General features: G+C 38.2%; 11 protein-coding genes. 6 read left to right on the plus strand and 5 right to left on the minus strand.

Annotated features, from left to right (window positions below):
• The first annotated feature begins 151 nt into the window (after positions 1-151).
• A complete protein-coding gene (locus SJY44_RS17355) occupies positions 152-3,481 on the plus strand; it encodes a DUF2723 domain-containing protein (protein WP_396590659.1) in 3,330 nt (1,109 codons plus the stop codon).
• Positions 3,482-3,505: 24 nt separating this feature from the next.
• Here the strand turns inward: SJY44_RS17355 and SJY44_RS17360 are convergent, their stop codons facing one another.
• The 3 genes from SJY44_RS17360 to SJY44_RS17370 all read right to left on the minus strand — a co-directional run bounded on the left by SJY44_RS17360 (position 3,506) and on the right by SJY44_RS17370 (position 5,897).
• A complete protein-coding gene (locus SJY44_RS17360) occupies positions 3,506-3,802 on the minus strand; it encodes a co-chaperone YbbN (RefSeq protein ID WP_097046517.1) in 297 nt (98 codons plus the stop codon).
• Between the two features lie 91 nt (positions 3,803-3,893).
• A complete protein-coding gene (locus SJY44_RS17365; RefSeq protein ID WP_396590660.1) occupies positions 3,894-5,120 on the minus strand; it encodes a metallophosphoesterase in 1,227 nt (408 codons plus the stop codon).
• A 54-nt stretch (positions 5,121-5,174) separates the two neighbouring features.
• Positions 5,175-5,897, minus strand: a complete 723-nt coding sequence (locus SJY44_RS17370; protein WP_396590661.1) for a copper homeostasis protein CutC — start codon at positions 5,895-5,897, stop codon at positions 5,175-5,177.
• Positions 5,898-5,937: 40 nt separating this feature from the next.
• On the opposite strand from SJY44_RS17370, the gene SJY44_RS17375 reads away from it, so the two are divergent.
• The 3 genes from SJY44_RS17375 to SJY44_RS17385 all read left to right on the plus strand — a co-directional run bounded on the left by SJY44_RS17375 (position 5,938) and on the right by SJY44_RS17385 (position 10,728).
• Positions 5,938-6,930 carry an isoaspartyl peptidase/L-asparaginase family protein gene (locus tag SJY44_RS17375; protein WP_396590662.1) on the plus strand — a complete coding sequence of 331 codons (993 nt, stop codon included), beginning with the start codon at positions 5,938-5,940 and terminating at the stop codon, positions 6,928-6,930.
• 113 nt (positions 6,931-7,043) lie between these two features.
• Positions 7,044-9,878 carry a DNA polymerase I gene (gene polA, locus SJY44_RS17380; protein ID WP_396590663.1) on the plus strand — a complete coding sequence of 945 codons (2,835 nt, stop codon included), beginning with the start codon at positions 7,044-7,046 and terminating at the stop codon, positions 9,876-9,878.
• A gap of 28 nt (positions 9,879-9,906) precedes the next feature.
• A complete protein-coding gene (locus tag SJY44_RS17385) occupies positions 9,907-10,728 on the plus strand; it encodes an alpha/beta hydrolase (protein ID WP_396590664.1) in 822 nt (273 codons plus the stop codon).
• A 505-nt stretch (positions 10,729-11,233) separates the two neighbouring features.
• Here SJY44_RS17385 and SJY44_RS17390 read toward each other — a convergent pair.
• Together SJY44_RS17390 and SJY44_RS17395 are read right to left on the minus strand one after the other, a co-directional pair.
• Positions 11,234-11,398, minus strand: a complete 165-nt coding sequence (locus SJY44_RS17390; protein WP_396590665.1) for a hypothetical protein — start codon at positions 11,396-11,398, stop codon at positions 11,234-11,236.
• Between the two features lie 140 nt (positions 11,399-11,538).
• Complete coding sequence (locus SJY44_RS17395; RefSeq protein ID WP_396590666.1) at positions 11,539-11,985, minus strand: MarR family winged helix-turn-helix transcriptional regulator; 447 nt, start codon at positions 11,983-11,985, stop codon at positions 11,539-11,541.
• A 152-nt stretch (positions 11,986-12,137) separates the two neighbouring features.
• Between SJY44_RS17395 and hppD the strand changes: the two genes are divergently transcribed.
• Together hppD and SJY44_RS17405 are read left to right on the plus strand one after the other, a co-directional pair.
• Positions 12,138-13,271, plus strand: a complete 1,134-nt coding sequence (gene hppD, locus SJY44_RS17400; protein WP_396590667.1) for a 4-hydroxyphenylpyruvate dioxygenase — start codon at positions 12,138-12,140, stop codon at positions 13,269-13,271.
• 15 nt (positions 13,272-13,286) lie between these two features.
• Complete coding sequence (locus SJY44_RS17405) at positions 13,287-14,444, plus strand: homogentisate 1,2-dioxygenase (RefSeq protein WP_396590668.1); 1,158 nt, start codon at positions 13,287-13,289, stop codon at positions 14,442-14,444.
• Positions 14,445-14,525 lie beyond the last annotated feature (81 nt).

A 14,525-nucleotide genomic window follows, 5' to 3' on the forward strand; every position in this document is an offset into this window, starting at 1 on the left:
AAATTTAAGACAAACTTTTGTTTAGGCAAATATTTTAATGATATTCCAAGCTATTTTTACTATTGCTTCCCTGTTAAAGCTTTTCCAAAATTGAACAATCTTCTCTACTATATTTACTAAATTCGCCCCAACTTGGTAAACACCAATCTTTATGTTTGCAAAAGACTTTAAGAAATGGGACACTATCTTAGGATGGGCCTCCTTTGCCGTTGCATTTATTGTTTATGCCCTAACTGTTGAGCCTACCGGAAGTTTCTGGGATGCGGGGGAATACATAACCACCTCTGCAAAACTCCAAGTGGGTCACCCACCAGGAGCTCCTCTTTTACAGATGATAGGGGCGTTCTTTTCAATATTTGCTTTTGGAGACAGCTCCAAAATAGCTTTGATGGTCAATGCCGTTTCAGTAGTTTCAAGTGCCTTTGCAGTACTATTTACTTTTTGGACCATTACCAATATGACGGCAAAACTTGCTTCCAAAAAGAAACCCATTACCAATAGCAAGGCCATAGCTATTTTTGGAAGTGGATTGGTAGGGGCTTTAGCCTTTACTTTTTCAGATAGTTTTTGGTTCAACGCCGTGGAGACTGAAGTGTATGCCATGGCCAGTTTTATTATGGCCCTTTTACTTTGGTTAGGGTTAAAATGGACTGACAATTTGGATGATCCAAGGGGAAACAGATGGCTACTGCTTATTTGTTTTTTAGTGGGACTTACATTCGGGATTCAATTTATGGGCTTTTTGGCCATTCCTTCCATTGGCCTTTTGTACTACTTCAAAAAATATAAAACAACTACAGTAAAGAATTTCCTTTTAGCCAATATTATAGTAATTACCCTTTTAATGCTGGTCTATAAATTCTCATTGACCTACGTATTAAAATTATTTGGTTGGAGCGAGGTATTCTTTATAAACAGCATAGGGCTTCCGTTCAACTCAGGAAGTATTATAATGGGCCTAGTTTTTATTGCGGCCTTCTACTTTGGTTTACGTTATACCCGAAAAAACAATTTCTATACTGGAAACACCATTGTACTCTGTTTAATGTTCTTAATTTTTGGTTTTTCATCGTGGTTGATGCTACCCATACGAGCCAATGCAAAAACCGTGGTCAATGAAAATGACCCGTCAGATGCGCGTTCTCTTTTGGCATATTATAACCGAGAACAATACCCTGGGGTAGAGAGTCCGTTTTATGGTGCTTACTTTTCAGATACTTTTGCTCCGGCTGGCGAAGACATAGATGACCGTCCCAAGTATGAGAAAGATGAAAAATTAGGCAAGTACATTATTGTAAATAATTACAAGAATGCTATTCAAGGACCAAACGAAAAACATGTTGGCATCCTCCCAAGACTTTGGAGCGATCAACATGCAGAAAACTACATGCGCTATTTTGGGGAATTGGAATTTCGAATAAAATCCGAATACATTTCCAATAATGACCTAAGAGAAGCAGTAGCACAATTTAAAAGTGCCTACGGCCAAGGCGAATTGGATTCTGACCAATACATTCGCTTTTTAAGGGAGTTTGGTGAGTATATAGAAGTAGAACCACCTACCTTTTTACAAAACATAACCTATCTTTTTGAATTCCAGTTTGGGTATATGTATATGCGCTACTTCATGTGGAATTTTACAGGAAGGCAAAATGATGTTCAAGGTAGATACGATGAAAATGGACACTGGCTCAGTGGTATTGGATTTATAGATAGTCTTCGTTTAGGCAGTCAAAACAATTTACCTAGCGATTGGGAGAATAATAAAGGGCGAAACACCTATTTCTTTTTGCCATTATTATTGGGTATTATCGGAATTGTCTTTCAGGTTTCTAAAAACCCAAAACACTTTTGGGTGCTCTTTGTCTTTTTCATATTTACAGGACTGGCTATTCAGTTCTATACCAACCCATACATCTTTCAACCTAGAGAACGTGATTATTCTCTGGTAGGTTCATTTTATATTTTCTGTATATGGATAGGAATTGGGGTCTATGGTCTTTTTGATGAGTTTAGAAAAATATTGTCAGCAAAAATAGCTGCGCCATTCATCACTGGGCTATGTCTTTTAGCCGTACCCCTATTGATGGCATTTCAAAACTGGGATGATCATGATCGCTCTGGCCGTTATACAGCAAATTCTACAGCCAAAGCATATTTAGATTCCTGCAAGGAAGATGCAGGCGCCATTCTTTTCACCATTGGCGACAATGATACTTTTCCACTTTGGTATGCCCAAGAAATTGAAGAGTACAGAACAGATGTCCGCATTGTTAACACCAGCCTTTTTGCCACAGATTGGTATATTGACCAAATGAAGCGTAAGGCCTACGAGAGCGAACCTATTCCCTCTCAATTAACTCATGACAAGTACCGCTATGGATCAAGGGACGCGGTATATTATCAAGGGGTTACAGAAAACCGTTGGAACATCAAAGATTTTATCAATTGGATAGGAAGTGATAAACCACAGACTAAATTCAAGTATTTATTGGAAAAACAAGGTGCAGACCTCAACAATTATCCAGAAAGCAATTTGGATATTGTGTATTACCCCACCAACAAGATAAGAATCCCTGTCAATAAAAAGAATGTATTGGAAACCGGTTTGGTAAAAGCAAAAGACTCTGCCCTAATAGAAGATTTTATAGATATTGATCTTCCACAAAGTGCTTTGCCAAAAAACAGGATTTTAATGTTGGATTTGATTGCCAATAATGATTGGAAAAGACCCATTTATTTTTCAGGAGGCAGTTTTGATAAGGCTGAATATATTTGGATGAAAGATTATCTTCAATTGGATGGTTTGGTCTATAAATTGGTCCCTATCAAAACAAAAAATCAGAGCTCTTTTGAAATGGGGCGTGTGGACAGTGATTTAATGTATGATATTGTGAAGAAGTGGGACTGGGGAAATTCTGGCAGTGCTGATATCTATCATGACCCTCAAACGCGTTCACAAGGACTTTCTTTTAGAAGTAATTTGGCTCGATTGATGGAAACATTGATTGCGGAGAATAAGATTGATAAAGCGAAGAATATCATTGAAATGAGCTTGACCAACATGCCTGTAGAGCAATACGGCTTTTATGCATTTGTGGAACCCTTTGTGGATGGATATTACAAGGTGGGAGAAACCGAAAAAGCCAGGGCATTGTTTGAAAAACTGAAAAAAGTATATCAAGAACGTTTAGAATATTATTCTGGAATACCACTTGATGAACAGTATGATAAGATTGATGATGTTTTAGCTGATATGCAAGCCTATCGTAGGAATATTGACATTCTTATTGAAAATCAAGATAGAGAGTTGGCAGAATCGGAAACTATAATCTTCAATGAGTATATAGATAAGTTTTCTCAATTTGTAGGTGACAGTGAAGACGTTTTTGAGGAGCCTATTCCAGACCCTGATTTAGAGGATTCAATTTCTCTTGACACCATTGAATCTGTTTCAGATTCTACAATATTGGAACAATAAAAAAAGCGAGGGGGAACCCTCGCTTTAAATATATTCGTTCAGAATACCAATAAGCGTATTGGCATCTTGTTCTCCACTCTGTCGCCAGACCATTTCTCCTTTTTTGTAAATCATCAATGTTGGCAATCCTTTAATGCGTAAAGCTTGTGACAGCTCTTTATTTTTGTCAACATCAATCTTAATTACTTTTCCCTTATCGCCAAGTGCAGCAGCAACATCGCGTAATACAGGATGCATTGAAGTGGACTGATCGTTCCATTCTGCATAAAAGTCCAGCAACACTGGTACTTTTAAATCTATAAGTTCACCAAATTTTGACATGCGTGATTCTAGGGTTTACCAACCAAAAGTAAGAAAATTTGTTAAAATTTAGCTTAATAGCGTACTCAGCAAGGAAAGATCTGCGTTAAAATCAAGTTAAACCTTTCTTTTTAAGTGTAATCACAGAAATCTCGGGCCATATCCCCACCCGTCCTGGATAACCTATAAAACCAAAGCCTCGGTTTACATTTATAAACTGTCCAAGCTCTTGGTAAACACCCGCCCAATATTTATAGCGCCATTTTACTGGACTCCATTTTATCCAGCCAGGAATTTCCACTCCAAACTGCATTCCGTGGGTATGGCCGCTCAATGTTAAATGAAAATGGTAATCATCATTAATAACTACATCTTCCCAATGCGAAGGATCATGACTCATTAAAATCTTGAAGTCATCTTTTGAAACACCCTGTTTCGCCTTTTCTAAATCCCCGGCTTTTTTAAATCCACCACGACCCCAATTCTCCACTCCTAAAAGTGCGATCTTCGCTCCATTCTTTTCCAAATATCGATGCGAATCCAATAACAAGTCAAAGCCCATTTCTTTCTGAAGATTTTTTAAATCCTGTAAATTTTGTGCCTTTAAAGTTTCAGACTCCCAACTAACATAATCTCCATAATCGTGATTTCCCAAAACAGAATACACCCCATCTTTTGCTTTCAGCGTAGCAAACAAATCACTCCAAGGCAACATCTCTTCAGCTTTATTGTTCACCATATCACCTGTAAACAATATCACATCACTCTGTTGTTTGTTGATTAAATCAACCCCGTAAGTTACTTCCTTTCTATTATCAAAACTACCACTGTGCACATCCGAAATCTGGGTGATTTGATAGCCATCAAAAGCGTCAGGAAGATCATCGAATTCCAACTGATATTTAAGCACTTTGTAATTGTACTTGCCTTTGTACATTCCCATTAACAAAGCTCCAAAAGGTAAGGCGGCCACTCCAAGGGCAATGATACTTAAAAAGCGTCTTCTAGAAGGAATACTAAACTCTTTTTGCGTACTAAAGACTTTTTGGTAAACCCCAACAAATAGCCTAAAAATATCTTCGCCAAATAGAAATATAATGGTGATTATCTGAAAAGATAACATAGCCAATAAAAATCCGAAAGCATAGCTTTTTGGTCTACTAAGAACTCTTCCTCCATCTGTGCCAGTAAACTGATATAGAAAATTTCCTATAACAAAAAGAGAAAGTAAGATAAAAAGGTAATGTACCCATGGGTATCTAGAGGCAGTTTTTATGGCTTGTAAAGAATAAAAACCTAAAACCAAATAGATAATAACGAAAATGACCCAACGAAGCATAGCTGTTTTTTTGTAAAGATATTTCTTTAGTTCAGGAACATAATTATTTGACGATTATTTAACGCTCCGCACAATTTGACGAATAGTCTCCATGTTTGTTACAGCCACTTGGTCCTCTTTCAAATGTGCCTCAGAATTCATTGAGATCCTTTTGTTCACATTAATCATATTACCAAAGGAGATGCCGGATAGATGAATGGCTTTTAGCCTCGCATTTTTAAATTTTGTTGCATTATCAATTTTTATTCCCCCACCTGCCATAATGGTGCATTGTTTTGAAATAGCATTGAGTTCTGAAAGTAAATCCAGCCCTTTTTCTGCTGAAGTTTCACCGCCTGATGTCAAAATATAATCCACCCCAAGTTCTTCTAAATGTATTAAGGCCTTCCTTGGATTAGAAACCCAATCAAAAGCACGATGGAACGTAAATTTTAATGGTTTTGAGAGTGCAATCAATTGTTTAGTTTTTTCAATATCCAAACTAAAGTCTGAGTGAAGCACTCCCGAAACAATACCATCAACCCGCATTTCAACACAAAAAGCAATATCCTTTTTCATTACTTCAAATTCTTGCTCAGAATAAGTGAAATGCCCACTCCGTGGCCTAATCAAGACATGAATGGGGATATCCAGTTGCTCTTTTACCAATTGAATCAATCCATGCGATGGTGTAATCCCACCCACTCCAAGTTCGGAACAAAGTTCAATTCTATCAGCTCCAGCTTCTTGAGCATTAAGGGCAGATTCCAAAGAATTGGCACAAACTTCTATAAGCATATTGCTATATTTATCAGGACTAAAAATAAACATCCAAATCATGCAAAGACGTAAGTTTCTCAAAAAATCAAGCCTTACTACTGCCGGCTTATTGTCCGCCCCTATTCTCGCATCGTGCAAAACTGAGAATAAACCTGAAAGTGTTCCAGTAACAATGGCGATCAAAAAACCTGTTGCTATTTGTACTTGGAACTTCATGAACGCAACAGCAAAAGCTTGGGAAGTTCTTGAAAAAGGAGGAAATGCATTGGATGCCGTTGAGCAAGGTGTTATGGTGGAAGAAGCAGATGTAACCAACGAAACTGTTGGTGTAGGTGGCAGACCGGATAGAGATGGAAATGTAACGCTGGATGCCTGCATTATGGATAAAGACGGTAATTGTGGGTCCGTAGTTTATCTTCAAAACATAGCGCACCCCATATCCGTGGCCCGTAAGGTTATGGAAGACACTCCACATATAATACTAGCTGGAAAAGGCGCAGAGCAATTTGCTTATGAAAAAGGATTTAAGAAAACAGATTTATTGACGGAAAGTACCAGAAAACAATACGAGGAATGGAAAAAGGAATCTAAATACGAGACCGTTATCAATATTGAAAATCATGATACCATTGGCATGCTTGCCATTGACTCAAATGGTGATATTGCTGGTGCTTGTACCACCAGCGGTATGGCCTATAAGGTTGCGGGACGCGTAGGGGACTCCCCTATTATTGGTGCGGGACTTTATGTAGACAATGAGGTGGGCGGTGCTACCGCTACTGGAGTTGGCGAAGAAGTCATTAGAACTGTAGGCAGCTTTTTAATTGTAGAATTAATGCGCCAAGGCAAAAGCCCCCAAGAAGCATGCGAAGAAGGCGTAAAGCGAATCATGAAAAAGAATGAGGGTCGTGAAGATTTCCAAATAGGCTTTTTGGCCATTAACAAACAAGGTGAAACTGGAGGTTACTGTGTGCACCCTGGGTTCACTTATAGAGAATATACCCAAGACGGTCACGAGAATCAACCTGTAGAAAGTTTTTATAAAAAATAGCCACTTCATTATAAAAGACAAAAGACTTCTTGAATCTTTGTACTAATTTCTAGACTCTTTTTTCTACTTTTAAAATCTGTCAACTTCTAACGTTAAACTGACAAATAAAAAACATGTCCGAACAAAAAAGACTCTTTCTTCTTGATGCTTACGCCTTAATTTTTAGAGGTTATTATGCTTTGATCAAAAACCCAAGAATCAATTCTAAAGGAATGGATACCTCAGCCATTATGGGTTTTGTAAATTCTCTTTTTGATGTGATAAAACGAGAAAAGCCTGATCATTTAGCAGTTTGTTTTGATAAAGGAGGGAGTGTAGAGCGAACTGAACTTTTTGAAGACTACAAGGCCAATCGTGATGAAACACCAGATGCCATTCGTATTGCGGTGCCATTTATCCAAGACATTTTAAAGGCGATGCACATCCCTGTTGTGGAGCTGAAAGGCTTTGAAGCTGATGACATTATTGGCACCTTGGCCAAACAAGCGGAAAAGGAAGATTACAAAGTCTTTATGGTAACCCCAGATAAGGATTTTGGACAGTTGGTCTCTGAAAATATTTTTATGTATCGTCCGGCTCGAATGGGTAATGGCATAGAAATTTGGGGAATTCCCGAGGTTCAAAAAAGATTTGGTGTTGAACGTCCAGAACAGGTAGTTGACTATCTGGGCATGATGGGAGATGCAAGTGATAATATTCCTGGACTTCCGGGAGTTGGAGACAAAACTGCCAAAAAGTTTATAGCTGATTTTGGAGACATGGAAGGGCTTTTAGCCAACACCGATAAGCTAAAAGGCAAAATGAAGGAGAAGGTGGAAGAAAATGCGGAACTGGGCAGGTTGTCCAGAAAACTGGCAGAAATCAATCTAAATTGCGAAGTTACTTTCAATGCTGAAGACTACAAAATGTCTGAACCTGATAGCCCCAAAGTCCAGCAGATTTTTGAAGAACTGGAATTTAGAAGATTAAAAGACCAGTTTATTAAAATTTTCTCTGAAGAAACTGTTGAGGCAAGCCCTACTTCGAATACTCCTAAAGCTACAGAACAGGCACAGGTAGCTGGTAGTGGTCAATTTAGTCTGTTTGGAGGAAACCCGGTAGATGCACCTGCCACTATAAAAGATGAGAGCAGCAGAAATACAGTGACCAACGTTGTACATCTTTATCAAGGCATAACTCCTGGGTTGGGAATGAAGCTTTTTGTAGATAAATTAATGAAACAGACATCGGTTTGTTTTGATACCGAAACCACTTCCATCAATCCATTAGAAGCTGAATTGGTAGGAATTGCTTTTAGTTGGGAGGCAAAAAAAGGTTTTTATGTCCCCATTACTGAAGATAAAGAAGCAGCTCAAGAAATTTTGGAACAGCTTCGTCCTTTCTTTGAATCTGAGGCAATTGAAAAAATTGGCCAGAACTTGAAATACGACATCAAAGTGATGAAAAACTATGGTGTTGAAGTAAAGGGAAAATTGTTCGATACTATGCTGGCGCATTATCTGATAAATCCCGATATGCGACACAATATGGATGTGTTGGCCGAGACGTACCTCAACTATACTCCAGTTTCCATAACAGAACTTATTGGTAAAAAGGGGAAAAACCAATTGAGCATGCGGCAAGTTCCTTTGGATAAACAGACAGAATATGCCTCAGAAGATGCTGATATTACATTACAATTGGCACATCATTTTAGACCAGAATTGGTAGAAGCCAAGACCCAAAAACTATTTGAAGAGATCGAAGTTCCTTTACTGCGTGTTTTAGCCGATATGGAAACAGAAGGAATAAATCTAAACAAGGATTTCTTGAACTCCCTTTCTGAGGATTTAAACAACGATATCAAAAACCTGGAAGCCAAAATTTATGAAGCCGCAGGTCAAGAATTTAATATAGCATCGCCAAAACAGTTAGGTGAAATTTTGTTTGACAAGCTAAAATTGGTGGACAAACCGAAAAAGACCAAAACAGGGCAATATTCCACTGCAGAAGATGTACTTTCCTATTTGGCAAAAGATCATGAAATAATTCAAAATGTGTTGGATTACCGTGGACTCGCTAAGTTAAAAAGCACCTATGTTGATGCGCTACCTAATGAGGTACAACAACATAGTGGTAGGGTGCACACAGATTACATGCAGACTGTTGCAGCTACAGGCAGATTGAGCAGTAACAATCCTAACCTACAAAACATTCCCATCCGCACAGAACGCGGAAGACAAGTGCGCAAGGCCTTTATTCCTAGAGATGAAAACTATACCCTCTTAGCAGCTGATTATTCACAAATAGAACTTAGAATTATTGCTGCCTTAAGTGAAGAGGACACCATGATAGAAGCTTTTAAAAATGGGGAAGACATTCATGCTTCTACTGCTTCTAGGGTCTTTAATGTGCCTATTGAAGAAGTAACCCGTGAACAAAGGGGCAATGCTAAAACAGTCAACTTTGGAATCATTTATGGCGTTTCCGCTTTTGGGTTGAGCAATCAAACGGACTTAACACGTGCCGAATCCAAAGAACTGATAGAGACCTATTATAAAACCTATCCCAAACTACGAAATTACATGGGTGAGCAAGTAGATTTTGCGCGCGACAATGGATACGTACAAACCGTATTGGGTAGGCGTAGGTATTTAAAAGATATCAATGCTGGTAATGCCGTAGTGCGAGGGGCTGCAGAGCGAAATGCAGTAAATGCGCCCATCCAAGGAAGTGCAGCGGACATCATTAAAATTGCCATGATCAATATCCATAAGAAATTAACTGAAGGTAACTACAAAACCAAAATGTTACTTCAGGTACATGATGAATTGGTCTTTGATGCGTACAAACCAGAATTAGAAGATGTAAAAAGTCTAATTAAAACTGAAATGGAAAATGCTTACATACTTTCAGTCCCATTGGATGTAGAAGTCGGGGTTGGCGATAATTGGTTAGAGGCACATTAATATTTTCACAGAGAATACAATCACAAACATGTCAAAATCAAAATATTTCATAGCGTTTCTGTTGATCAATTGGTTTAGCATAAACCTCATAACTTCACAGATAGATACCATCATGGTCTTCAGCAAATCCATGAGCAAAAATATTCCCAATATTGTTATTACTCCTGATGGCTATGCAAATCAAAATGAGAAGTTCCCTGTTTTGTATTTATTGCATGGTGCTGGAGGAGATTATGCAGGTTGGGCATCTTATGTGCCAGAAGTAAAAGCATACGCAGATAAATTTAATATGATCATTGTATGCCCGGATGGAGGCAGTACAAGTTGGTATTTTGACAGCCCAATCGATTCTAAAATGAAATATGAGACTTATGTTTCTAAGGAATTAGTATCAGCCATCGATAAAAAATACCACACTATCCCTGAAAACAAAGGTCGAGCCATAACGGGGCTAAGCATGGGCGGGCATGGTGCACTGTATCTTGCTTTTAAACACCAAGATGTCTGGGGAGCTGCAGGCAGCATGAGCGGAGGAGTTGACATCAGGCCATTCCCAAATGGTTGGGACATATCCCAACGATTGGGAACATATGCTGAAAACAAACAAAACTGGGAGGACAATACCGTGATGAATATGGTTCATCTACTAAATGGAAATTTGGAAATTATAATTGATTGTGGTTATGACGATTTCTTTTTTGAAGTCAACAGAAGATTGCATGAAAAACTTGTCCTAAGAAATATACCCCATGATTATATTGAAAGGCCTGGCGGCCACAATTATGAGTACTGGGCAAATTCTTTGAAGTATCAGCTGGTTTTCTTCGACGATTTTTTTAGAAGAAAATAATCTATAAGAACAGGTTATGCGGACTCCAAGAATTATTACTTTGATTTTATTGATTTTACTTTTTGCAAGTTCAATATTCTTTTTAAGCCTGCAGTCATTTGGCGCTTTAATAGGTATTGCTACTGGAATTCTTTTTATCTATTATCTACTTCTCTACATTTTTTTAAAAATGAGCTTTAGGCAAAAGCCTTATCCCAAAATTGCATTAATTCTTTTTTGGATATTATTTCTCACCCCAATGGTTTGGGCATTAATAAATCCTGAAGGATTATTTGAGTTTTTATTGCCCAATCTTCATATTGATATGAAATGAAATTAATTGCATTCACAATTCTCCCCAATCTGATTCAAAACCCTTAAAAAGTCTAAAACTCAGCAGTACCCAAGATTTTTATGATTTGTTGTTCATCTATAAGGTTGGATTAGGCAGAACTGGTCAGAGACAAACTAAAACCTGAAAAGGCACCCAATGGGTGCCTTTTCTTATGATACTGTTCGTTTTTGTTTACCAGCCAAAAGCCAATTTAAATTTACTTTCCTTTTTAACTTTTTGTTGTTCTATTTCTGCTTCATGATTCCTAAGACGCGCGTCCCGCTCAAAATGCGCGAACATTTCCATTGAAAACGGTGAAGCTTGCCAAACATTTGGGTAATACTTTAACTTTCTCATATTGAAACAATTTTCAATTAGTACTAAGCAAAATTCTACCAATTAATATCGTTTTAAAACAGCATGTTTTTCCCATTTCTATGCTATCTTACCCCTACAATTACTTTCTGGAAATTAAAAACCCTAGCATCTGATAAGAATCAGAAATTCTCATAATTATCCCCAATCTTATCCAAAACCCTTAAAAAAGTTTCAAACTCATCATTATCCAGGGCTTTTATAGCCTGTTTTCTTAAAACATGGGCATAGGGCTCAACTTTGGCGATAATATCTTGGCCTATTGGGGTTAATTCTAATTTAAATCGTTTTAAATCACCTTCAAAACGAGTCTTGGTAATCCAAGCTTTTCGTTCAAGACCACCAATGACTCTAGAGGTAGTGGCTCTGTTTCTAAAATTGGACTTCACAATATCAGATTGGGATACATCTTCTCCTAACTGATAAATACGATAGAGGATTACCCATTGTTCAATTGTGAGCTCAACACCCAATTCCTTAAACTTTCTAAGATAAGCATCCTGCACTTTTCGTAATACTAAATCCAAATGCAATCCAATACCTGATATTTCGTCTATTTGATGAAGCATATATCACCTTCTTTGTCATTTCCCCACTCCATTCGAAATGATCGTTGTTTTTAACAATTATTTGACCTGAATAACACTAAAGTAATTTCAAAATTACTATTTTTGTTGCATCAACAACAATAATTTCAATTACATCTTAAAATATATTTGTTATGTCCACTTCCACTTTACCAAAATTGCATGATACGGCAAAAGATTTTATGCCTATAAATGGCACCGATTATTTAGAACTTTATGTAAGCAATTCAAAGCAGGCGGCACACTTTTATAAGACTGCTTTTGGGTTTCAATCTTTAGCTTATGCAGGATTGGAAACTGGCTTAAAAGATAGGGAAAGTTATGTGGTGGTTCAAGATAAAATTAGGCTTGTGCTCACCTCTCCTTTAAAAAGCGGTACCGATATCGGCCGTCATATAGACCAACATGGAGATGGAATCAAGGTGGTGGCCCTATGGGTAGATGATGCCACCTACGCATACAATACAGCTATGGAACGTGGTGCAAAATCCTACATGGAACCGCAAGTCGAAGAAGACAACACAGGAAAAATTGTTCGTTCCGGTATTTATACATACGGTGAGACTGTTCACATTTTTGTAGAAAGAAAAGATTACAACGGCACTTTTATGCCCGGGTTTAGAAAATGGGAGACTCCGGACTACAATCCATCTCCCGTTGGATTAAAATTTGTAGACCATATGGTTGGAAATGTTGGATGGAACCAAATGAACGAGTGGGTGAATTTTTACGAAAACGTCATGGGTTTCACCCAAATACTTTCTTTTGATGATAAAGATATCTCTACGGATTTCACTGCTCTTATGAGCAAAGTAATGAGTAATGGTAACGGTCGTATTAAATTTCCAATAAACGAACCTGCAGCTGGAAAGAAAAAATCCCAAGTTGAGGAATATCTTGATTTTTATGAAGGCGAAGGTGTACAGCACATTGCAGTGGCCACAGATGACGTAATTGCTACAGTTAGGCAGCTTAGAAGTAGAGGGGTTGAGTTTCTAAAAGTACCTGATACCTATTATGATGCCGTGTTGGACCGTGTTGGCGAAATTGATGAGGATATTGCTCCATTAAAAGAACTGGGTATTCTGGTTGATCGTGATGACGAAGGCTATTTATTGCAAATCTTTACCCGCCCTGTAGAGCCAAGACCAACCATGTTTTTTGAAATCATTCAAAGAAAAGGCGCACAATCATTTGGAAAAGGTAACTTTAAAGCACTGTTTGAAGCTATTGAGAGAGAACAGGAACTTAGAGGAACTTTGCACTAATTAAAACTTTCAGTTATGCCAATCTATCATAAACTCGGAAAGATTCCGCAGAAAAGACACACCCAATTTACTAAACCAGATGGGAGTCTGTATTATGAACAATTATTTGGCACAATCGGTTTTGACGGCATGTCTTCCCTCCTTTATCATGTGCACAGGCCTACTCAGGTTTCCGCAATTGGTAAAGCAGTTGATCTAAGCCCAAAAATTGCTGTTGAAAAGAATATTGCCTCACGTAAACTTATAGGTTTTGATGTTGCCCCCAATGATGATTTTTTAGAGTCTCGTGAGCCCATGCTTGTCAATAGCGATGTGCATGTGGGTTTAGCAGCTCCAAAAAAATCAATGACCGAGTACTTTTACAAAAACTCGGATGCCGATGAGATGCTTTTTATTCATAAAGGAACTGGCACATTAAAAACTTTTTTGGGTAATATTCCTTTTGAATATGGTGATTATCTAATCATTCCACGAGGGATGATTTATCAAATTGAATTTGACACTGAAGACAATCGCATACTATTTGCAGAATCCTTTCATCCCATCTATACACCAAAACGGTATAGAAACTGGTTTGGGCAATTGTTAGAACATTCTCCATTCTGCGAACGTGACTACAAATTGCCTCAAGATTTGCAAACTCATGATGAGAAAGGCGAGTTTGTAATGAAAATAAAGAAACAGGGTATGTTACATACCCTTGTGTATGCATCGCACCCGTTTGACGTCGTGGGTTGGGATGGATACAATTTTCCCTACGGATTTTCCATTCATAATTTTGAGCCCATTACCGGTCGTGTGCACCAGCCACCACCAGTGCACCAAACCTTTGAGACCAGTGCTTTCGTAATTTGCTCTTTTTGCCCAAGATTGTACGATTACCATCCAAAGGCAATTCCAGCACCATATAATCACTCCAATATAGATTCTGATGAAGTATTGTACTATGTGGATGGGGATTTTATGAGCAGAACAGGCATTGGCCCTGGTTACATCTCCTTACATCCCGCAGGAATTCCACACGGGCCACACCCAGGAACATATGAGGCTAGTATAGGCAAAACCAAAACTGAAGAATTAGCCGTTATGATCGATACGTTCAAACCACTTCAGGTCACAGAAAATGCGTTGAAGATTGATGACGGTACGTATTACAGATCTTGGGTGGAATAAATAGATGGCCTTATGTCAGTTCGAGCGCAGTCGAGAACACATAAGGCATAAATAATTCTCGACTGCGCTCGAACTGACAAT

Source organism: Allomuricauda sp. R78024 (assembly GCF_044596045.1).
Lineage (GTDB): Bacteria > Bacteroidota > Bacteroidia > Flavobacteriales > Flavobacteriaceae > Flagellimonas.